We start from the raw sequence: 20,629 nt of genomic DNA, 5'->3' as shown, positions 1-20,629 counted from the left end.
GGGAGCGACGCGACCAGTCGCCGCCTTCTTCGCCGGAGCGGCTTTGCGCGCCGGAGCGGCCCGACCAGTCGAGGCCTTCTTGGCGGGAGCGGTCTTCCGCGCGGGAGCGACGCGACCAGTCGCCGCCTTCTTCGCCGGAGCGGCTTTGCGCGCCGGAGCGGCCCGACCAGTCGAGGCCTTCTTGGCGGGAGCGGTCTTACGGGCCGGAGCTGCCCGACCCGTTGCCGCCTTCTTGGCCGGAGCGGTCTTGCGGGCGGAAACGGTCCGAGCAGCCGTCGTCTTCTTCGCCGGGGCGGCGCGACCCGTGGACGCCTTCTTCGCCGGGGCCTTCTTCGCGGGTGCCTTCGCCGCCGTCGTACGGGCGGGGGTCCGGGTCGACGCCGTGGTGGTCTTGCGCGCGGGGGCCTTGCTGGCCGCTGCGGTGGTCTTCGTGGCCGGGGCCTTGCGGGCGACGGTGGCCCGCGCCGTCGTCGTCTTCCGCGCGGGCGCGGTCTTACGCGCGGCGGGCGCGGCCTTACGCGCGGGCGCGGTCTTACGCGCGGCGGGCGCGGCCTTACGCGCGGGCGCGGTCTTACGCGCGGCGGAAGCTGCCTTGCGGGCCGGCGCAGTCTTGGACGCAGCGGAAGCAGCTTTGCGCGCGGGCGCAGTCTTGGACGCAGCGGAAGCAGCTTTACGCGCGGGAGCGGTCTTGCGCGCCGGGGTCGCCGCGCTCGTGGATGCCTTGGCGGCCGTGGTGCGAGCTGCCGTGCCCCGGGCCGCTGCACTGCCGGCCGCCGCGCTCCGAGTGGTCGTGCTCCGGGTACCCGTGCTCCGCGCCGCCGTGGTCCGGGCCGCTGTCGCCGTCGCTGTCGTGGCCTTGGCCGGTGCCCGCTTGGCCGCCGTCGTTGTGCGCGCCGGAGCCGTCCGACCCTCGCTCGACCCGGCCCGCGCCGAGGTGGTCTTCCTCGCCGCACCGGCAGCGGCAGCCGTCGTCTTCTTCGCCGCAGCGGTGGCGGCGGTGGACTTCGCACCAACGACACGTGCAGACTTCGCACTGGCAGGCGCAGACTTCGCACCGGCGGCAGGCGTGGACTTCGTGCCGGCGGCAGCCGCAGCGGACCCGGGCGCGGTCTTCCGACCGGCAGCCGCAGGGGTCGCTGCGGTGATCTGGCTGGCGGGGGCCTTCACGGCGGCGCGCTTGCGCGCGGGGGCCGTCATGCCCGCTGACGCGGTCGCCTGCGCGGTCGGGGTCGCCGTGGTGGTGCTCCTGGTGGCCGGGGTCGCGGCGGTGGTGCGCTTGGAGGCCGGGGCCCGGCCGGCACCACCGGACGCGGTACGGGTGGCCGGAGCGGTGCCGTTCGCGCGACGTGTGGTCGGCGTACGGGTGAGGCCGGCGGTGCGGTCCGTGGCGGCAGTCTGCCGGGCGGGTGTTCGCGTCGCGGCCGGTCGGGTGGCCTGTTGCGCTTCGGCCATCTCGGTTCCTCCTTGGGGACGTGCCACCGCCCTCGCGGCGCACGTGGTGTCGCGACGCGAGGTCGTCCCGCGTCGGCTACTTCTCCTCCCCGTCCTCCTCGGCCCTACGGGCGTCCTCGGCCTCCCATGCTTCGTTGCGCTCCCGCACCTTCTGCAGGGCGTTCTCCGCGTCGGCTGCCGAGGCGTACGGGCCGAGGACGTGCCGGGCAGGGCACACGTCGGCTTCGTGCTCGACCCGGTGGTGCCGCGTACACCAGAAGTAGCGCCCATGTCCGCTGTCGTTCATGGGATCACTGTGCATCGGGATGCGACCGCCCGCCACCGGAACACTGCAAGTCACCAGGCTTTTCCACAGTAGACCCGCATGTGGCTTTACGTGCGAAAACAGCGAAAAACACAAAATGCCGCGGCAGCCCTATCACTCTCCGTACACGAATGAATGTCACTGCGACGACGGATGCGGACGCCTGCCGCGCGAATGTCGGCACCCCGCGACGGTGCGCGCACCGAGCGCGTCCGAGTAGCCGAAATCCAACTCTGCCAGGGGAATCGGGTCACTCGTCACTTCGTCCTGACCGGATGCGAGGGCCGATCGGCGCCCGGCTAAGGTCGCCGGATGGGCGTACCGGAATACATCCTGCGGATGCGTGAACACGTCGGACACGAGCTGATTTGGCTACCCAGCGTCAGCGCGGTGGTCCGGAACGACGCGGGCGAGCTGTTGCTCTCCCGACTTGCCTACGACGGGCGATGGTCGGTGGTGAGTGGCTTCGTCGAGCCGGAGGAGCAGCCGGCCAGCGCGGTGGTCCGCGCGGTGCTGGAGGAGACCGGTCTGGAGGTCGAGCCGCTGCGCCTGAGCAGCGCGGTGACGCATCCGCGCACGTACCCGAACGGGGACCGCTGCGAGTACCTCAACCTCGGCTTCCGCTGCCGTCTGCTCGGCGGCGACCTGCAGGCCGACGACGACGAGTCGTCGGACGTGCGGTGGTTCGCCCCGGGGCGACTGCCCGACCTGGACGAGCACGCCCGGATGGTGATCCGGCACGCGCTGGGCACCGAGGTGTCGGCGTTCTTCCTGCCCGCCGGGATGCTCTGGGGCGAGCCGGGCGAACTCGAACATGCCTGACGCGCCGCTGCGCTACCTGACCGACCTGGTCGCCGCCGCCCGCGAGGTGCTCGGCAACGACCTGCGCGGCGCGTACGCGGCGGGCTCGGTGGGGTTGGGCGCGTACCAGCCGGGGCGCAGCGACGTGGACGTGGCGCTGGTCTGTGCCGCTCCGCTGGACCGCGCGGTCACCGGTGAGCTGGTGGCGCGGCTGCGGCACGAGGCGCTGCCCTGCCCGGCGCGCGGGCTGGAACTGGTGGTGTACCGGTGGGAGGTGGCCCGATCGGGCACGCCCGAGCCGGGGTTCGAGGTGGAGCTGAACACCGGCGCGGGAATGGACTTCCGGGTGTCGTACGGCCCGGCGGACCGGCCGCCCGCCGACGGGCTGTTCTGGTACGGCCTGGACCGCAGCATCCTGCACCAGAGCGGGCGGGCCCTTCTCGGCCCGCCCGCCGCCGACGTCTTCGCCGACCTGTCCCCCGACGACCTGCGGGGGCTCGTGGTGCAGGCGCTGCGCTGGTGGCTGGCGCTGCCGCTGCCGGCCGGCGACGTGCCCGCACCCGGATCGGAGGACGCCGTGCTCGGCGCGTGCCGGTCCTGGGTACGCCTGCACCACGGGGTGTGGCTGCCCAAGGTGGCCGCCGGCCGGCGGCTGCTGGCCGGGGCCGGACCGCTCGTCAACGCCGCGACCACCGACCTGGTGACCCGGTCGATCGCCGCCCGCGACGGCGGCCCACCCCCGTCCGGCCCGCAGGCCCGCGCCTTCCAGCGCCGGGTGCTGGCCGACCTCACCGGTACGCCGACCTGAGCGCTCAGGCCGCGACCGGCTCCACCGGGATCCACAGCTCCGCGTCGGCACGGCTGCCGTCGGCCGAGATCCGGGTACGGGAGATCTCCGGCCCGGGCCGGGACCGGTACGGGTTGGACGGGAACCACTGCGTGAACACGTCCCGCCACAGGTCCTGCACCGCCTCCGGAACGGTCCCGGAGGTCTCGAAGACCGCCCAGGTACCCGCCGGCACCGGCATGGCGTCCAGGTCGTCGGGCACGTCGGCGCCGGTGACCACGCCGTACCAGTAGTCCAGTTCGGTGCCCTCGGCGCGGCTGTCGGCGAGGCCGTCGCCGACGTTGACCACACCCGCCGGCTCCTGGTCGGACAGCGCCTCGATCCGGTCCCGGGTCGCCGGTTCGATGCTCTTGACGAACGCCACGATGGCCGGGTTCATGCCCTCGTGCACCAGCGGCACCCGGGCCTTGCGGCCGACGAGCCGGAACGGCTCCTTCTGCACGATGCGGTATCGCATACTGCTGCTCCCTTCGACGGTCAGTCGGAAGGACATCCGGGGCTGGGCCTGCAACAGCGCGCCGGTACGCCGAGCCTCGCCGGGCCCGACCCCGTGCACCGCCTTGAACGCGCGGGCGAACGCCTCGGCCGAGCCGTACCCCCAGCGGACCGCGATGTCGAGCAGCGTCCGCTCCCCCGCGACCACCTCCGCGCCTGCCACCGTGAGCCGGCGGCGCCGCACGTACTCGGAGAGCGGGACACCGGCCAGCGCGGAGAACAGCCGCCGGAAGTGGTACTCCGACGTGACCGCGATCCGCGCCAGCTCACCGGCGTCCACCGGCCGGTCGAGATGCCGTTCGATGTGCTCCATGGCCTGGTTGAGTCGCTCCAGCACCCGGTGCCTCCTTCCTTGCGCCACCCAAACTATGGGCGTGACGGCACGGCGCACCCGACATGCTGTGCCCGGTGCGGTCGGGTGGTCGGCGGGGGTACTCCCATGCTCGCGCCCGGATACCCGCCATCGCCCCGGAACGAGGTCGGCCGGCCAGGGATGCCCAGGTCGCAGACTGAGTAGCAGACAACGTCGGCACCGAGACATCAGCCGCAGCGACGAACTCGACCGGCCCGCCGGTCACCCACCGTGGCCCGCTCAGTCCGTTCGCGCTGCGCAGGCTGCGGATCGGCCGGTACGTGTGCCACCCTCGTCCGAGATTTCCTCACCCGGGGCCAGGCCCCGGTGAAGACCACGAGCTGGCGCGGACTCGGACGCCAGTCGAACATGGAGGCACCATGGCCAACCTCGACACCGCCCTCAAGGACGCCATGACGATCGACGGCGCGATCGGCGTCGCGCTCGTCGACTACACCAGCGGGATGACACTCGGCGTCGCGGGCGGCACACCGGAGATCGACCTGACCGTCGCCGCCGCCGGCAACACCGACGTGGTACGCGCCAAGATGCGCACCATCGAGATGCTCAAGCTCAACGACGAGATCGAGGACATGCTGATCACCCTCGGCGGTCAGTACCACATCATCCGGCCGTTGAACGGCTCCAACGGCAAGGGCCTGTTTCTCTATCTGATGCTGAGCAAGACCCGCTCGAACCTGGCTCTGGCCCGGCACCAGTTGCGCAGCATCGAGGAGCGCCTCGAACTGTGAGCGAGACCTTCCTGCCCCGCCGCACCGCGCAACGCCCGGCCGCCCCACCACCGCCCCGGCTCCCCCCGTCGCTGGCCGGCAACCCGAAACTGCCGTACCCGGCCATCGGCACCGAACTCGCCGAGCTGCGCCTCCAGATCCCCGGCGTACAGGGAAGCGTCCTCGGCGGCGTGGACGGCCTGCTCATCACCCACGACGTACCACCAGGGCTGGACCCCGACGACCTGGCCGCGATGGCGGCGGCGACCTTCGGCCTCGGCCGGCAGGTCAGCCTCCGACTCGGCCAGGGCGAGTTCCAGCAGTCCACCGTCCGCAACCAGGCCGGCTACTTCTCCGTGTACGCCGTCGGCCCGCAAGCTCTGCTCTCCGTGGTCGGCGCCGACGCGATCAACGTGGCCCGCCTCCACCTGCACGCCCCACCCGTAGCGGCACGCCTCGCCACACTGCTCGCGCAGGTCTGACCGCTGTTGCTCGCGCAGAGATGACCGCTCTGCCACGAGCCGGGCTCACCGCCATCGTGTGCGCCACGCGCCGCGCGTGATTCCTCGCCACACGATGGCGGTGAGCCCACCACCTTAGTCACCCGTCGCGTTCATCGCCCGACGACGATCGGCCCGCCCGCGCGGAGTCCGCACCCACAGGGGAGCGCCGATCAGCACCCGGTCGACCGACGTCCGCCCGGTCCACGAATCCGGGACGAGTACCACGTCGCTGTAGATTTCGGCGAACCACTCCGAGTCGGTCACCTGGTCGAAGCTGAACTCCGGCTGCTCCCGGTCACGCCGCGACGGTCCACCATCGCCTGGGCCGTTGTCGAACGCGACGGCCACCGCCTCACGCGAGATCGACTGCGCGTCGATCGGCTCAGACCGGTCCTCCGGGAATCCGCTCACCAGCCAACTACTGATCGACGACCCCGACGAACTGGCCCCACTACCAGCGCCGACGTACTGCTCTCCCGCGCTCACGAAGCCGGCGAGGTTGTCCGTACTGCCGAAAAGGCAGACGGCGACGCGGCTACCGTCGGAAGCCACCGACCGGACGCCGACGACGACGCGGGGCGGCCGGCAACCGGTCAGATGCGTGAACTCGACCTGGCCTCGCCCCTTGGCGAAGCGAACCCTGGGTGGCGTCACGAAGTCCTCCACCGCCAGATCCCCGATCGCCCGCTCGATCCGGTCCGCGATCTCGTTCCGGAAGAGCCCACGAGGCTCACGCTCGAACTCGGCAGTGGAGTTGAGCAGCGGCACCGAGACCGCCAGCTTCGACCGCCACCGTGGACTGAGGTCGATCCCACCGTCCTCGGCGATGGACCGCACCCGCCGCTCCGACCAGTACGCGTACCGGGTGAGATCGCCTCTCTCGCCCATCCGGCCCACCCTCCACCAGTCCCGCACCTCGGCACGGGAAGCCCACTCGCGTCCGTCAAACTGTCTACCGCACGATCGCCAGCAGCGAAGCCCTCAGGACACGGGTCGACTCGAACTGCTACCTGGGGAGCGGGTTGGCGATGTACACGCCCTTGCCCTGGCGACCGTCGATGAGTCCTTCGGCCTTGAGGATGAGCATGGCGGCGCGGACGACAGTGTTGCTGACCTGGTAGTGCTCGCAGAGGGCGGCGAAGGACGGCAGCTTGTCGCCCGGCTTCAGTTCGCCGGAGCTGACCTGCTCGCGGATTTCCCGGGCTACTTGCAGATATGCGGCTTCAGACATCGGTGGTGCTCCCAGCTTGGCGGCTGGTCCAAGGAGATCACGCCGAAGCCTCGACTTGCAACGCTATGTGCGCCAGCTGTTGACCCTGCGCACATTGCGTCTTAAGTTGCTCGTGGGGCTACTCAGCTTGGCGGCCGGGTCTCCCCACCGTGGGCACTCCGTCTCCTGAATGTGCTGGCGGGGTGCCCACGGCCCCAAAGCGCTGGCAGGAGGCGTGGTGATGACACAGGACGAGGGAACTGCCCGAAGTCCTTCGGGCTCCGTTCACCGGACGGTGTGGTCCTGGCAGCGATGGCGACGCGTCTGTCGGTGCGGCAACGACCTCCCCTGCCGCAACCGCCACCGAGTCCCGATCAACCGAGGCCACTGGCTTCCGTCTGACCGGTCGTGGTCCCGTGGGTCGTGACGCGGTGCCGATCGGTCGACGGGTCGCGTACCTGCGAGTGCAACGCAAGCTGTCACAGCAGACGTTCGCCGACCGCCTGGGCAAGTCGAAGAGCTGGGTGGACAAGGTCGAACGCGGCGTACGGTCATTGGAGCGCGTATCAGTGATCCGCGACATCGCCACCGTGCTGCGGGTCGACGCCGCAACCCTGCTCGGAAGCGACAGCCGGAGCACCGAAGCCGCCGAACGCAGCGAAGGTGTCGCCCGGATCCGGGCAGCGCTGTCGACGTACGACATGGTCCTGCGCCGCTCTGGCGGGCGCGAGACGATGCCACCGGGCCGGTTGAGCTACGAGATCGAGCACGCGTGGACGACCTACCAGCACGCCCGGTATCCACAGCTCATTGAGCTGTTACCCGCACTGTTGAGCGAGGTCCACCATGCTCAGATTCAGACTCCGGACGCCTACCGGGCATCGATGGTCGAGGCGTACCGACTCACGGCGGCGCTGCTGGTCAAGCTGGACGAGGCAAGCCTCGCCTGGTTGGCTGCCGACCGGGCTGTAGCCGCCGCGAGCGATGACCCGGTCCTGCTGGCCTGTGCTGCGGTGCAGCTCGGCCAGGTCCTGCGCGGGTCGGCACGGGCGAAGTCCGTGATGCTGGCTGCCGCCTACCAGGTGGCTCCGCCCGACCTCGACGCCGGCTCACCGCAGGAGGTGTCGTTATGCGGGGCGCTGCTGGTGCAAGCCGCCCTGATCGCGGCGACCGCCGGCAACGACCGCGCCACCGCTGACCTGCTGGAGGAAGCCGCCGAGATGGCCGCCCGGATCGGCGATCGGCAGGACCATCACCGGACCTCGTTCGGACCGACGACCGTCGAGCTGGCCCGCGTTGCCGTCGCCGTCGAACTGGGCGATGCGCCGGAGGCCATCTCCCGGCACCGGAAGGCCATCGGGATGGACGGTTGGCGGTGGCTGCCCGTCGAACACCGCGCCGCACACCTCATCGACGCCGCCCGTGCGTACCTTCACGCCGATGACCCCGCGAACGCTGCTCGCCTGCTCGTGCAGGCGGACACGATTGCACCCGCCGAGATCCGCCACCGGCCTATGCCGCGCACCCTCGTCGCCGAAGTCGCGCGGGCCGCAGACACCACGGCCTCGATCAGCCAACTCGCTCTGACGATCGGGGCAATCTGAGCCTCTTCGACGCAGGTCCGGTCCGTTGAACCCGGGAAAGCATGGCCACTGACGGCCGGAGAAACGGCGGTACCGTGACGGACGTGCCTACCGCGCACCAAGGGTCACCCCGGTACCGGTTGATGGCGGAAGAACTGCGCCGCCGGATCATGTCCGGCGCGATTCCGCCCGGGGCGCTCCTGCCCAGCGAAGCGACCTTGATGGCCGAGTTCTCCGTGGCGCGCGGGACGGTCCGGGAGGCGCTCGCCCTGCTGCGCGCCGAGGGCCTGGTGGTCACCGAGATGGGACGTGGGACGTACGCGCGTCCCACCATGCCCGTACGGCGTCTCGGGTCCGACCGGTACCGCAAGGAACTCGACCAGGTCCGCTCCGGCGAACTGGGCACGTCGTTCACGGCGGACCAGCAGATCCCCTGGTCGGCGTACACCCTGGACAAGACGTTCCACGAGACACCCGCGAGCGAGACGATCGCCGACCTCTTCGGCGTCGAGCCGGGCACGATGCTGCTCGAACGCCGCTTCGTCTTCCGGACACACGGCACGCCGCAGCAGATGTCGACCTCATACCTGTTGCTGGAGATGGTGGCCGGCACGCCTGTTGCCGACCCCGCCAACGAGCCGTGGCCCGGTGGCAACACCGCCCAGCTCCACAGCCTGGGCCACACGATCACGTCGGTGCGGGAGCAGGTCCGGGCGAGGATGCCCGTACCCGACGAGGCCGACACCCTGCGGATTCCCGGCGGCGTACCGGTGGTCGTCCTCACCCGGCAGACCTATGCCGGGGAGCGCGTGCTTGAAGTCGCCGACATCACCATCCCCGCCGACAGGGTCAGCCTGGACTACCGAATCGACCTGGGTTAGGTCGCTGCTGGATGCCGGCAGAATTCACCGGCACCTACCGTCACGAACGAGAATGCTCGCCGACAGCCAGCGCGAGCCGCCGGCCAAGGTTCGAGGCGATCAGGCAGCGCTTGGTCCAATATCGGCTCACCGTGGCCAGCAGTGAATGCGGTGGTGTCGATCGCGGGTGGCTCGGTACTGTCCGGGCTCACGATCGACGGGAGCAGCGGGGTCGAGATGAGCAGTGGCGTGGGTACGACGGTGTTGTGGCGCCCGACCGGGCCGCAGGAGCTGGAACTTGTCCGCGCCTCGGGGTGGCGGCAGTGGCCACCGCGTCTTCCCGATCAGCCGATCTTCTATCCGGTGTTGAACGAGGACTACGCGATCAAGATCGCCCGGGACTGGAACGTGCCCGCGTCCGGCACGGGGTACGTGACCCGCTTCCGCGTCGAGACGGAGTTTGTGAGCCGCTACCCCGTCCGTCAGGTCGGTGGCGACACCATCTTGGAGTTGTGGGTACCCGCCGAGGAACTGGACGAGTTCAACAAGCACATCGTCGGTGCGATCGAGGTCGTCCACGAGTTCCGGTCGCAGTGATCAGCAGGGACAGCGTTCACCGGACGCCCCCGTCCTGCCTCGCATCGAAGCCACTCGCCACGTCGGATTAGACCGGCGCATAGAACCAGCTCAGAGCGATTTCAGGGCTCTGAGCTGGTGGGCGACGGACGAGTCGACCGGTACACCGGACCATGAAGGTTACACCCGCTCTGACCAGGGCCGGAGTTGTGGGGCACCCGCTCTGGGTCTTCGCTGCGCCGCCAGCAGCTTCGCGCGATCCGTCTAACCGACGGCTTCAGGCCCCGGCTGATACGCGGCGATCCAGTCCCGCAGGCGCTTCATCACCAAGGGATGCACGTCGGCCAGGAGTTCGATTCGCTCGGCGACCACGTCCGGTCTTACCAGGCCCGCTCGGAGCAACGCGTCAGCGAAATTGGTGTCCTTCTCCCTGCCAGCCACCAGCTTGGACACCACGCAGTCATGCGGTTCGAGTGCATAGCCACGTCCCGGCTGGGTGTTGTCGGACTCCACCAGCACCAAACGGTCGCGCCAGCCATCAGGCAACACGGCAGTCGACACACTCACACCCTGGGCGTAGTAGCCGAACGTCTCGTGGAACGGCGAGAACTCGCCGATGAACGCGTCGATCTGGTCGGACTTCTGATCGTCCGGGTCGTCGAAGAACGCCACATCTACCTCCATCGAGGCAGTGGCTTCCAACGGAAGATCACCTTCCGGAATCGTCCCCAGCACCGACTGACTGCCGATGATGAGGACGTTCCGGTCTTCGACAATCCGACCCGTCGCTCTCAGGACGTGCTCCAGCTCTGCGCGCCTCATGCCGCCCGGTCTCCGCCGCTGCGCTTGAAGGACTCAAGAATCTTCCGACGCTGCGGCTGCGAGAGCACGCCTGCAAAGGGCGAATTCTGCCGCAACTCGACAGCCTCCGGGTCTTCCGATGTCAACGACCGCAGGACAGAGCCCACGCCTTCGTTGATCTTGTCCTGCCAGCGCCTCAGCCAGACCTCGGCCATAGTCCCCCGATGCTGCCGGAGCAGTCGATCAAGGTTCTTCGCAGCCCTACCCAGCACTTCGTCCGGATCGACGACCAGGCCACCCGCCACCGCTTGGTGCAGCCACAGCGACTTGAGCTGATCACGGGTCAACGCCCGCTCGGGCCGCAACAACGCCTCGACATGCTCCCGCCTGACCTTGCGGTGCGCACCCACCCGCACGAACGGCAGGTCCCCACGTTCACACAGGTTGACCACCTGCTGACGCGACGACCCCAGCAACTTGGCCGCTTGACCAGTGGTCAGGAGTTCCCCACTCATACTTGCCAGCATGCGCCGTAAACGCCAAAAACACAACTCGGCTACCGCATCTGCGCTGCTCACACCGCATCACCACGCAGGAAGAAAGGCCGTCGATCGCGGCGCGAGTGCGCTCCTCGCTGGCCGGCATCAGGTCGGGCTCTGAGCTGGTGGGCGACGGACGAGTCGACCTGTACGCCGGATTATGAAGTTCATTCGTGCCCTGAGCAGGCGCTTAGTTCGCCTGACACCCGCTCAGGGCGTCGCCAGGGCGTACGGGCTTTTGGGCACCCCAGATAAGCGGTCAGCCGCAGAGGATCACTCGTAACCGCTTGCCGTGACGAGCACCTCGGCGAGGAGCTTCCAGGAGGGCTGCTCGGGTAGTTCTTCGCCCGCGTTCGCGTAGGAGTTGGGCAAGGCCGACAGCGAGGCCGACAGCGCGTCGAGGAAGCGTTCCAGCGTCGGGTTCTCCCACTGGTCCGGGTGCTGGCGAAGGTCACTCAACATCTCTTCAACGACTCGCGCCACGTCGCTGTGGGAGGCAACTCGATCGAGTTCGCCGACGTCGGCGAAGCGGCCCGTTTCGTAGGGATTACTCATCCGGTCATGGTGCCTTGCCATCCACCCGATGCTTCCCGGAGTGTCAGCGTGCATCGCGCTCGTCGCCCTTCTCGGGGCTGAACAGGTTGTCGATCGCGTTGCGGGTGCGTTCCTCGCTAGCCGGCATCAGGTGGGTGTAGACGCGGAGGGTGAAGCCGGGGTCGGCGTGGCCGAGGTACGACGCGAGGGCCTTGATGCTCTCCCCCGCGTCGAGCAGCGACGAGGCGTAGAAGTGCCGTAGCGCGTGCATCCCGGTGGCACGGGTCGGCGTGATGCCGGCCGCCACGACGGCGGGACGCCAGCTCTTGTTGTCGAAGGTGCGTCGGTTGATCGCGCCCCGTCGGGTTGTGGTGAACAGCAGTGACACCGTGACCCGCTCGTCGTCCGCCGGGTTCTCCCACGGCAGGGTGAGCGATAGCGGGGCGAAGTCGTCGAGGTGCTGCCGCAGCGCCAGGCCGACGGAGTCGGGCAGCGGTATCCGACGGTCACGGTCGTTCTTGGGTAGCCCGAAGACGAGCCGAGAGCGGACGAGCTTGACCTGACGCGAGACGTGCAACCAGCCCGAGTCAAGGTCGATGTCGTCGACACCGAGGCCCAGGATCTCCCCCTGCCTCAGTCCGCAGCCGGCGCCCAGGTCGACCATCGCGCGGTACCGCTCGGCGAGGCCAGCGCGGATTGCCGAAACCTGGTCGTATCGCCATGGCACCACTCGGCGCTGTACCGGTCGCGGGGGCTTGACCGACTTTGCCGAGCACGGATTCTTGGTGATCCGCTCGTCGTCGACCGCCGCGCCGAGGATGGTCCGCAGGTGGGCGAAGACCACGGCCCGGGTAGCCGGAGCCAGCTTGCCGACCATGCTCGCGTCCCATTCCCGGATGTGGCCCGGTTTGATCTCGGCCAACTTTCGAGAGCCGAAGCACGGGAGCAGGTGCTTCCGCACTCGAAACTCAGTGCTCTCCCGGGTCGACTCGTCGAACGAGCGCGTCCGTAGCCACGTCTCGGCGTACTCGGCGAAGGTCATCCGACCGGCAACCGGGTCGACGTACGAGCCGCGCAGCTTGTCCGTCTCGGTGGAGACGAGGAACGCCTCAGCCTCGCGCTTGGCCCGGTCGGGGTAGGACTTCTTCCGTTCCTTGCCGTCCGGCCCGACGTACCGCACCCGGTAGCGCAGCCCTTTGCCGAACAGGTTCGTCTTGACCCGCTCCCGTCGCCCACCCGGGTGGTGAACCGTCTTGTACCAGCGATCCTCTACGTGTCCCATCAGGCCGCCGCCTGCTCACGTACCCAGGATCGGACCGCTTCCGGTTCGTACCGCAGGTGTCGACCGACCCGAGCGGCCGGCGGACCGTACTTAACCTTGCGCCAGCGGTACAGCGTCTCGGGCGGTATCCGCAGGTACGCCGCCACGTCCCGGATCGTCCAGAGCCCATCGTGCGCCACCGTCACTGCCCCTCCCCCGTCATGCCGTTCGTGCCCGACGTCGATTCGGTGTCGGGGAGCTGGGCGGCGCGGTCCTTGGCGGCGAGGAGTTCGGAGCGCCAGCGGGCGCGTTCGCCAATGGCCCGCAGGAGTCGGTGTGCCAGCGGTCCCACGTCGGGGTCGTCGGGTCGGGCGAGTTCCCAGGCGTGGCGGACGGGTTCGACGGTGGCGCCCTGGTCGTCGACGCCATCGAGGCCGACACTGACGCCGAGCAGTGCGCGTACCCAGGCTCGTACGTCGTGTTTGTGGTCGGAGAGGGTTTTGCCGGACCAGTCGCGGGAGATGAGGATGCGTCGGCCGCCGATGCCGAGGGTGTCTCGTTGGTGGACTTTGCCCTTGCAGCGGCCGGGCTTGAGTTTCGCGTTGGCCTTGCGTGGCTGGATGCCGTAGAGCAGCCAGTTCGCGCAGCGTTCGGTGCACGGGGTCACCTGGAGTTCCTGCCACAGCCGGTCCAGGTGTGCGCGCTGCCTGCTGCTGGTGATCTTGTGGACGTCGCCGGTGTGTTTGGTGATGTACTTCGTGACGTAGCGGATGGTGCGTTCGGCGTCGTCGGTGCCGGGCATGACGCCGCGTGCGTCGACCTGGGAGCCGAAGCGCACGACGTGCACCGGTTCCGCGTCCGGGTCGTCGTCAATCGCGTCGAGGGCTTCCGTCCAGGTGGTCAGCGGCGCGCGGGTGTCCGGGTCGGTCCATGCCGACGCCTGCTCGTCCCAGACGGGTAGCCGGTTGAGGGTGTACCGCTGGACGTCAACCGAGGGCCACCACACCTGGTGGTACGTCGCCGCTGCCACGATGCGGAGCACGTCGCGGGGGATGGTGCCTCGGATGGCGAAGTGGGCGTGGGGGGCGAGTCGGCGTTGGGGCTCGACGCAGCCGGCGTACTGGACGTTCCATCCTTCGCAGCGGCGCAGGTTCTGCCAGAACCGGTCGAGCAGTCGGGGGAAGTGGACGGCGTCCCAGGCGGCGCGGCGGTAGTCGTACCGGTCGGGGTTGAGTGGGGTGCCGTCGGGGCGGACGGGGCCGTAGGAGTCGAGGGTGAGCGTGAGCCACATCGACGGTCGGTAGGCGGTGCCGTCGGGGGCGGTGTAGGTGCGGCCGACGGTGCGTCGCTCGACCTTGCGCCGAGGCAAGTCCGGAGCATCCTGCCGGCGGCGGGTGGAACGCTTGCGGCGGCGGCCGTTGTCCTCGTCGCCCTGGTCGTCGTCGCCGGTCGAGTGTGGTGGGGCGACGCGGCCTCGGAGTCCTTCGGCTGTGATCGCTTCTTCGACTTCGCGGATTGCCTCGTCGAGGTCGTCGACCTGGTCCCACTGGCTGGCCCGGGATGCCTCGTCGCGGGAGAACTCCAGGTGACCGCGCAGCAGGATCAGCGCCTTCTGTTCCTCGGTCGCCGGTTCCGGTGGCGGTAGGGGTTCGTCGTCGCGGTGCCAGCCTTCCCGGATCTGGGCCTGCCGCAGTCGGCGGTTTTTCTTCGCGCACGGCCCACACTTGTCCTCCCGCGTCGCACCGCAGGGCAGGTCGACGACCTCGGTCAAGCCGGTGTTCAGGTCGGTGCGCCGCATCGCGAGGGGGCGGACGCAGACGCCGTACTCGGCCGCGATCTCTTTGAGCACGTCGACCGAGCGGGGCAGTGCCATGCGGGCCGCCCGCGACCCCGGCCGAGGAGTGGCAGCCGGGGTCGGGGCGGGTTCGAGGCCGGGCAGGGTGGCAGCGGTCATCGGATGATCCCCACGACGTGCGGCCGGTTCGGCTGGACGGCACGGGGCGGCAGCACCGCCGGAACGACGGACGGCGTCGGCTCAGCCGGGCGGACCGGCTCGACGGCCGTGGTCGGCTCAGGTTCCTCGGACCGGTACGCGGTCGGCGGGTGCGGCTCGACGGTCGGTGGGGTGATCGGGGCGTTGGAGAGGACGACCTTGACCAGGGCGAGGAAGGCCAGCGACGGCACCGCCGCGACGATCCACCCCCACACGGACGGTTCAGCGCCCGCGACTTGGGCGGCAAGGGAGAGCAGCGCGAACGCCACCAGGAGCGAGCCGACCAGGCCGACGGGGCGGCCGGTGCGCCGTCGGGCGCGGATCTCTAGGCCGAGGTAGATGGCCATCAGTTCGACGGCTACGGCGTTGGCCCAGCCGATCCAGTGTGGTTGGCCGTGGGCAACGGACAGGTCGTGGACGTGGGTGAAGGCGGCGGCGCCGGCCATGGTGCCGATGGCGAGCAGGATCACCAGGCGTACCGCGGATTCGGTGCGCGTGGTCATCGCCATTCCTCCAGCGGCGTCTCGCGGATGGTGAGGTCGATGCGGATGCGTCGGCCGTTCATGTCGGGGCGGCGGTCGACCATCTGCGCCACGCCGTGCAGGGCGGCGGCGGTCTGGTGGGCGGGGCCGACGAGCCGGATGTGCAGCGGACGCCGGAGCCGGTTGAGGACGCGGGTGAGGGTGTTCACGGCGGTTACCTCCGGGCGGGTCGGATGTCGGTGCGGATGTAGTCGGGTGGGGTGCCGAGGGAGGCGACCGCTTCGGAGAGGCAGCGCCACAGCGCCCACGCCTCGTCGGGGGTCAGGGACATGCGTCGTCGGCCCGCACCGACCGCGAGATACACCGGGTACGGGTCCGGTCGATCGGGGTCGACGCGGACGGACACGGCGGTGACCGGTTCGGGGGTACGCAGCCGGTAGAAGCGGCGACCAGGCGCGGTCATCGGCCCTCACCCCTGGTGTCGCGGTCGAGCAGATTGCGCAGCGATTCGGGCAGCAGCGGTCCGGACGGCGTACGCGGCAGCGGTGGCCGGGCCGGTTCGGGGGCGGTTTCCCGGCCGACCTGGGCGAGGATGTCCGCCGCATCGGCGGGGGCCGGGTACTGGCGGGCCATGGCGCGGATGTCGTCGTCGGAGACGTACGAGAACCGGACCCGCATCGGGTCGGGGGTGCCGTCGAGGATCACGTACCCGACGCCCTTCGCCCACCGGGGCATCTGGTCCGCGAGGGCGCCCCGGGTGCGGGCACCGTCGCCAAGGACCATGTCGACCTGGGACGCCTCGGTCAGGCCGAGCGCGATGCGGGTCGGGAACAGGTCCCGGAACGGCAGCACGTCCTTACGCGGATCCTGCAACGCCGCCACCACCAGGACGCCGACGCCGGCCCCCTGGGACAGCAGCAGCCCCAGCGATGAGGCGATGCGCTTACGCAGCTCGACATCTTGCAGGTAAGCGGTCAGTGCAGCCATCTCGTCGACGACGACCACGACCAGGGGGTCAGCCTCCGTCGGCGTGTGCACCCGCACCGTGCCCGCAAGCCGGGTCTGCCGCTCGCGCAGCACGGTCACGGCCTCGTCGAGCAGGTCCGCCATGGCCTCGAAGGACTTGCAGGCGAACCGGGCGAACATCGGACGCCCGAGCGCGAACTCCATCCCGCCCTTCGGGTCGATCACCCAGAGCCGGACGAGACCGGAGGCGATACCGCCGCCGAGAACCCGCACCAGCGACCACAACACCGACCCCTTACCGGAGCGGGTCGCCCCACCCACGAGAACATGCGTGGCAAGCAGGTGCAGCGACCAGGGACGCAGGTCCTCCCGCCGGGCCAGGGGCAGCGCGGTGAAGTCCGGCACCGTCGGCACGTCGAACGGCGGGACCACCGTGCGCAGCGCATCGGTACGCACCACCGCCAGGTAGACCAGCGTCGGCCGATCCCGGAACCGCACCCGGTCCACGAGCCGCAGCAGCCAGGCCGCGTGTCCGGTGCGGGTCGGTGGGTCGCCGGGACGTTCCGAGTAGACCCGGACGTGTCGCCGGCCGAACGCGTACGCCAGGTTCGCGCTGACCGCCTGGAACTGTTCCGGTGTCTGGCCCCGGACCATGCGGACGGTCAGCACGTCGAGCGCCTGATCTGAGCGCACCCGCAGCAGTTGCGGCAGGACCGGCCGAAGGTCGTAGGTGTCAGCGAGCCCGCACAGCGTCATGGCCTCCCGCCACACCCGCCGGTAGACGAACACCCGCCGGAACGACCCGAGCAGCGGACCGGCCAACCAGGTCCACCAGGACGACTCGTCCCGCCACCGCCACACCGCCGAGGCCGCCGACCCCAGCACCAGCGGCACCACCAGCCCGGACCAGCCGAACTCGACGAACAGCCACAGCGCCAGCACCGCCGTACCGGTGGCCACCGGATGCCGCAGACACCACCAGACAGCCCGGCCGGACCAGCGCAGCACCAGGCCGAGCAGCACCGCCCATATCGGCAGCGCGAACCGCTTCGGCCGGAACACCACCAGATCCCCGGCCGAGGTCATCACCACGTCACCACGAGGCCGCCCGAACATCAGGCACCCCGCGACGACACGAACCGGCCCGCCGCGTCACGCACCGGCGGGAACGGAAGAACGAGCTGCCCGGCGCAGCACCCACACCGGCCATCCGCACCAGTAGATGGTTCGAACCGGACCTGACACGCGACACACCGAGGCCAGCCACGGCCAGCCCGACGCCTACCCTTGGACACGTCACGACCTCTCTCGACAGAGCAGGGGAAGAGACACCAGGGGGCGGGGCTGCCGTCCGCCAAGACCAGACAGCCCCGCCCCCACCAGATGCGGCTACGCCGCCGCCTTCTTGCCGCCGACCACCGGAGCCCGCAGCCCGGTCGCCCGCAGCGAATACGCCATCCGACCGTTGTTGCTCACGTACGGCGTCACCGTCATCCCGTCGAACTCCACCGCCTCGAACGGCGCACCCGACGGCGGCACCGGCTGGTAATCAGCCGAGATTTTCACCGTGGTTTCCCGGGACCGTTTGCCCAGCTCAGGGTCAAGGTCCATCACGCGGACCTGCCACACCCGCTGACCAGTCAGCTTGTCCTTCGTCGGGGACCGCCGGCCCGTCTTCTCGTCGTAGTCCTCGACCTCACCCAACGACTCGGGCACCAACGCGCACCCCGCCGGGAACACGTCCTCGAACCGCACGGCGAACCTCGTACCGCCACGCAGAGCCATCGCTCAACCTCCAACTTGTTGACTTGTCTGCCAAGTTGCGAGGTCCAACGTAGACGGCACTTGGCAGACAAGTCAACAAGTTAGTCCTCGGGGCTGGCAGCCCTACCGCATCTACCCTTGTCGGGCATTCAGGGGAAACTGCCCATCCGGCCCTTCGCTCGCCAGGATCAACCCAGAAAGAAGATAAAGATCTTCTTTGCCATCAATACCTACGATTGCGCCATGGATGCACGAGCGCGTGGCAGAAGCATTGGATCCGGATGGGATGGACCGCTGGCAGAATTTTCGGCACTGCGGGAAGAAATCCAGGCGAGAATCCAAACTCAACATCAGATACTGTCGTTACAGCTAACTGTCACAGCAGCGATATTTGGATTCTCCGTGTCTCAGCAAAGTTTAACCACCCTCCTGCTTCTGATCCCCTTCACTTCCTACCTTCTTTGTGGCCGTCTAGTCTCTCACCACTTCGGCACTGTGCGAGCCGCGAAATACATCGCTGATGAACTCAGCAATCAGGTACCCGGCGGACTACGGTGGGAGCATTGGCTACAGAAGAACCGAAGAGGACCCAGCCTATTGGGGTCGACGATACCGCTCCTGCTAACCTTCGCCGGGGCGAGCACCCTGGCGCTAGCCTGGGTAGGCTGGCACATTTACGCTCACGGCGACACAGATGCTGCCCCCCGTGCAGGGCTTATCACCTTGTGGATTCTTGGGTTTATCCCAGCCCTACTGTCGACTCTGCTAATACTGCAGATGGCAGGGCGAAAATTTGCCACTTGGCGAAAGTGGTCGAGGAGTCAACGATAACTACTGCACCGCGTTCAGAGGTTCAAACGGTACGCCCGGGATTCGCTGGCCGACAGGCGGCGGCACATCTTCGTGGCGGACTTATGGAATGCCGAAGCATGCGGCTACGCCGTAGGAGCGGCCGGCAGGCCGTTCGGGAGCATTGAGGCCAGGGCTTCGGCTCTGGCCGCGATGATTTTCATGCGGCCTTCGTACTCGACGGGTTCCCGGTGGGCAGCCTGACTGGTGACCTGGCCGGGCCACTTTCGGTAGAGCAGGCCGTGTTCGCGGGTGAAGTAACCCTCGCTGACCGCGCTGGCCGCCAAAAGCAGGCCGGTGTCCTCGGAGGCCGGGAGGGCCATCCAGCCGCCGAGGGCCAGGAGCAGATCCCGGCGGATGCACAGAGTCGCGGGGTGGACCTGGGCGCGATAGCCGTTGGCCTGCCAGAAGGCGAGGACGGCACCGCGGCCGACCGGTCCACCGTCGGGGTCTTGGTCCCATCCCACGGTCGACCCGTCGGGCATCAGGTCCAGGACGCGGGACGTCGTCCACCCGATCTGCGGGTGTGTGTCGAAGGCGGCGATGTCGCGGGCGAGTGCGCCGGCCGTGAGTTGGTCATCCGCGTCCAACACCTTGACGTACTGCCCGGTGACACGGGAAAGAGCGAGGGTGCGGGCAACACCGGGGCCGCCGGGACGACCGCCGCCGAGGCTTATGCGAGGGTCGTCCGGCAGAACCCCGTCCAACACGCCGGTCTGCCCGTCTTCCTGGACGAGCCACTGCCAGTCCCACCCGTCGGGCATGTCCTGCTTGACCAACGAGTCGTACGCGCCCTCCAGGTACTCGACACTCGGCGCGTGGACCGGGGTGATGACCGAGACGAGGCCCGTCAGGCTTTCCACCGTTGCAGTTTATGGGAATACACCAGCTCAGACCGATCCCCCGGCATCACCACGTCGGCCACCTCGACGACCCGGCCGGTGATGTCGATGGAGGTCTTACGCACGGTCAACACGGAGACGCCAGGGTCGATGTCGAGGAGTTCGGCTTCATCCGGCGACGGCGGACGCGCCCGCACCTCTTCGTCGATCCGGTCCAGCTCGACGCCGATCGTGTGAAGCTGGTGCTGTGAGCCGCCGGGCCAGGGCTCGTTGCTGGCGTCGAGCAGGTCCGGGTTCGCGGCCACCAGGTCATAGGGTAGATACGAGTACGACATGGTCAGCGGCGCGTTCTCATGGCGTGACGACGTCCAGTACACCCGGCGCAGCAGCGGCGTACCCGGCTCCACTTGCAGGGCCGCCGCCATCTCCGCATCGGCTTCCACGCGGGTGTACTCGGCGTGGAACTTGAGATCGTCGACGGTCAGGCCGGTGTCATGCTCGGTCGCGCCGGTCTTCAAGCGTTCGTCCTGGTCGAGCAGGACCCGATCCTTCTCCCACTGGTACCGCTCCGCGTTACGACGCCGTACCCGCTGGCGTGGTGCGCGTACGTAGGTGCCGCGCCCTTGCTCCGCGCGGACCAGGCCCCATTCCCGGAGCTGGCGGATGGCGTTGCGGACACTCGTGCGCGACAGGCCCGACGTGTCGGCCAACTCCGTCTCCGACGGCATCAGCGTGCCGGGGGCAAGTTCCCCACTCGTGATTTTTACCCGCAACTCTTCAGCGAGTTGCAGGTAACGAGGGCGCCAGTCGCGGCCATGCACACCGGTCACCGTACCCCCTAGACGTTCCAACGACTGCCAGGTGGTCCCACCCGCCGGCTGCTC

Annotated in this window: 24 protein-coding genes; 7 read left to right on the top strand and 17 right to left on the bottom strand. The window is 69.1% G+C overall.

Going from position 1 to position 20,629, the window contains the following annotated elements:
* Window positions 1-1,528 precede the first annotated feature (1,528 nt).
* Window positions 1,529-1,738 (bottom strand): hypothetical protein, encoded by a 210-nt coding sequence (locus tag ABT008_RS23775; protein WP_350698535.1) that lies wholly within the window; start codon window positions 1,736-1,738, stop codon window positions 1,529-1,531.
* A gap of 330 nt (window positions 1,739-2,068) precedes the next feature.
* Between ABT008_RS23775 and ABT008_RS23770 the strand changes: the two genes are divergently transcribed.
* Window positions 2,069-2,578 carry an NUDIX hydrolase gene (locus ABT008_RS23770; protein ID WP_350698534.1) on the top strand — a complete coding sequence of 170 codons (510 nt, stop codon included), beginning with the start codon at window positions 2,069-2,071 and terminating at the stop codon, window positions 2,576-2,578.
* Window positions 2,571-3,365 carry a nucleotidyltransferase domain-containing protein gene (locus ABT008_RS23765; RefSeq protein WP_350698532.1) on the top strand — a complete coding sequence of 265 codons (795 nt, stop codon included), beginning with the start codon at window positions 2,571-2,573 and terminating at the stop codon, window positions 3,363-3,365. Before ABT008_RS23770 ends, ABT008_RS23765 begins: the two co-directional genes overlap by 8 nt.
* A 4-nt stretch (window positions 3,366-3,369) precedes the next feature.
* Here ABT008_RS23765 and ABT008_RS23760 read toward each other — a convergent pair whose 3' ends face one another.
* Entirely contained in the window at window positions 3,370-4,236 is an 867-nt protein-coding gene (locus tag ABT008_RS23760; protein ID WP_350698530.1) for an AraC family transcriptional regulator, read from the bottom strand.
* 395 nt (window positions 4,237-4,631) lie between these two features.
* Here ABT008_RS23760 and ABT008_RS23755 point away from each other — a divergent pair, with 395 nt between their 5' ends.
* Both ABT008_RS23755 and ABT008_RS23750 read left to right on the top strand, forming a co-directional pair.
* Window positions 4,632-5,003, top strand: coding sequence for a roadblock/LC7 domain-containing protein (locus ABT008_RS23755; RefSeq protein ID WP_350698528.1), 372 nt, complete (start codon window positions 4,632-4,634; stop codon window positions 5,001-5,003).
* A complete protein-coding gene (locus tag ABT008_RS23750) occupies window positions 5,000-5,464 on the top strand; it encodes a roadblock/LC7 domain-containing protein (RefSeq protein WP_350698527.1) in 465 nt (154 codons plus the stop codon). The genes ABT008_RS23755 and ABT008_RS23750 overlap by 4 nt, the downstream gene beginning before the upstream one ends.
* A gap of 114 nt (window positions 5,465-5,578) precedes the next feature.
* Here the strand turns inward: ABT008_RS23750 and ABT008_RS23745 are convergent, their stop codons facing one another.
* Both ABT008_RS23745 and ABT008_RS23740 read right to left on the bottom strand, forming a co-directional pair.
* On the bottom strand, window positions 5,579-6,373 hold the full coding sequence (locus ABT008_RS23745) for a hypothetical protein (protein ID WP_350698526.1): 795 nt from the start codon (window positions 6,371-6,373) through the stop codon (window positions 5,579-5,581).
* 118 nt (window positions 6,374-6,491) lie between these two features.
* The gene (locus ABT008_RS23740; RefSeq protein WP_350698524.1) at window positions 6,492-6,716 is read right to left on the bottom strand and encodes a winged helix-turn-helix domain-containing protein; all 225 of its coding nucleotides are present in this window, start codon (window positions 6,714-6,716) and stop codon (window positions 6,492-6,494) included.
* A 395-nt stretch (window positions 6,717-7,111) separates the two neighbouring features.
* Here ABT008_RS23740 and ABT008_RS23735 point away from each other — a divergent pair, with 395 nt between their 5' ends.
* The 3 genes from ABT008_RS23735 to ABT008_RS23725 all read left to right on the top strand — a co-directional run bounded on the left by ABT008_RS23735 (window position 7,112) and on the right by ABT008_RS23725 (window position 9,735).
* On the top strand, window positions 7,112-8,299 hold the full coding sequence (locus ABT008_RS23735) for a helix-turn-helix domain-containing protein (protein WP_350698522.1): 1,188 nt from the start codon (window positions 7,112-7,114) through the stop codon (window positions 8,297-8,299).
* 83 nt (window positions 8,300-8,382) lie between these two features.
* Entirely contained in the window at window positions 8,383-9,159 is a 777-nt protein-coding gene (locus tag ABT008_RS23730) for a GntR family transcriptional regulator (protein WP_350698520.1), read from the top strand.
* 216 nt (window positions 9,160-9,375) lie between these two features.
* Complete coding sequence (locus ABT008_RS23725; protein ID WP_350698518.1) at window positions 9,376-9,735, top strand: hypothetical protein; 360 nt, start codon at window positions 9,376-9,378, stop codon at window positions 9,733-9,735.
* Window positions 9,736-9,978: 243 nt separating this feature from the next.
* On the opposite strand, the gene ABT008_RS23720 is transcribed toward ABT008_RS23725, so the two are convergent.
* The 13 genes from ABT008_RS23720 to ABT008_RS23660 all read right to left on the bottom strand — a co-directional run bounded on the left by ABT008_RS23720 (window position 9,979) and on the right by ABT008_RS23660 (window position 20,575).
* A complete protein-coding gene (locus ABT008_RS23720; RefSeq protein WP_350698516.1) occupies window positions 9,979-10,536 on the bottom strand; it encodes a DUF6036 family nucleotidyltransferase in 558 nt (185 codons plus the stop codon).
* Complete coding sequence (locus ABT008_RS23715; RefSeq protein WP_350698514.1) at window positions 10,533-11,030, bottom strand: helix-turn-helix domain-containing protein; 498 nt, start codon at window positions 11,028-11,030, stop codon at window positions 10,533-10,535. Before ABT008_RS23715 ends, ABT008_RS23720 begins: the two co-directional genes overlap by 4 nt.
* Before the next feature lie 297 nt (window positions 11,031-11,327).
* The gene (locus tag ABT008_RS23710) at window positions 11,328-11,609 is read right to left on the bottom strand and encodes a DUF7660 family protein (RefSeq protein WP_350698513.1); all 282 of its coding nucleotides are present in this window, start codon (window positions 11,607-11,609) and stop codon (window positions 11,328-11,330) included.
* Between the two features lie 43 nt (window positions 11,610-11,652).
* The gene (locus ABT008_RS23705; protein ID WP_350698511.1) at window positions 11,653-12,870 is read right to left on the bottom strand and encodes a tyrosine-type recombinase/integrase; all 1,218 of its coding nucleotides are present in this window, start codon (window positions 12,868-12,870) and stop codon (window positions 11,653-11,655) included.
* The gene (locus ABT008_RS23700; protein ID WP_169596195.1) at window positions 12,870-13,049 is read right to left on the bottom strand and encodes a helix-turn-helix domain-containing protein; all 180 of its coding nucleotides are present in this window, start codon (window positions 13,047-13,049) and stop codon (window positions 12,870-12,872) included. The genes ABT008_RS23705 and ABT008_RS23700 overlap by 1 nt, the downstream gene beginning before the upstream one ends.
* Window positions 13,050-13,051: 2 nt before the next feature.
* Window positions 13,052-14,803: a replication initiator gene (locus ABT008_RS23695; protein WP_350698510.1), complete on the bottom strand. Its 1,752-nt coding sequence runs from the start codon at window positions 14,801-14,803 to the stop codon at window positions 13,052-13,054.
* Window positions 14,800-15,345: a DUF2637 domain-containing protein gene (locus ABT008_RS23690; protein WP_350698508.1), complete on the bottom strand. Its 546-nt coding sequence runs from the start codon at window positions 15,343-15,345 to the stop codon at window positions 14,800-14,802. Before ABT008_RS23690 ends, ABT008_RS23695 begins: the two co-directional genes overlap by 4 nt.
* Window positions 15,342-15,533, bottom strand: a complete 192-nt coding sequence (locus tag ABT008_RS23685; protein ID WP_350698507.1) for a hypothetical protein — start codon at window positions 15,531-15,533, stop codon at window positions 15,342-15,344. The genes ABT008_RS23690 and ABT008_RS23685 overlap by 4 nt, the downstream gene beginning before the upstream one ends.
* 5 nt (window positions 15,534-15,538) lie before the next feature.
* Entirely contained in the window at window positions 15,539-15,787 is a 249-nt protein-coding gene (locus tag ABT008_RS23680) for a hypothetical protein (protein WP_327024681.1), read from the bottom strand.
* A complete protein-coding gene (locus ABT008_RS23675) occupies window positions 15,784-17,406 on the bottom strand; it encodes an FtsK/SpoIIIE domain-containing protein (protein ID WP_502890492.1) in 1,623 nt (540 codons plus the stop codon). The genes ABT008_RS23680 and ABT008_RS23675 overlap by 4 nt, the downstream gene beginning before the upstream one ends.
* A gap of 273 nt (window positions 17,407-17,679) precedes the next feature.
* The gene (locus ABT008_RS23670; protein WP_350698505.1) at window positions 17,680-18,075 is read right to left on the bottom strand and encodes a transcriptional regulator; all 396 of its coding nucleotides are present in this window, start codon (window positions 18,073-18,075) and stop codon (window positions 17,680-17,682) included.
* Window positions 18,076-18,989: 914 nt separating this feature from the next.
* On the bottom strand, window positions 18,990-19,766 hold the full coding sequence (locus ABT008_RS23665; protein WP_350698504.1) for a glycosyltransferase: 777 nt from the start codon (window positions 19,764-19,766) through the stop codon (window positions 18,990-18,992).
* Window positions 19,754-20,575: a GntR family transcriptional regulator gene (locus tag ABT008_RS23660; RefSeq protein ID WP_350698502.1), complete on the bottom strand. Its 822-nt coding sequence runs from the start codon at window positions 20,573-20,575 to the stop codon at window positions 19,754-19,756. Before ABT008_RS23660 ends, ABT008_RS23665 begins: the two co-directional genes overlap by 13 nt.
* Window positions 20,576-20,629: the final 54 nt, after the last annotated feature.

Source organism: Micromonospora sp. NPDC002389, assembly GCF_040296095.1.
Classification (GTDB): Bacteria; Actinomycetota; Actinomycetes; order Mycobacteriales; family Micromonosporaceae; genus Micromonospora.
This window is presented reverse-complemented; position numbering and strand designations above follow the sequence as displayed.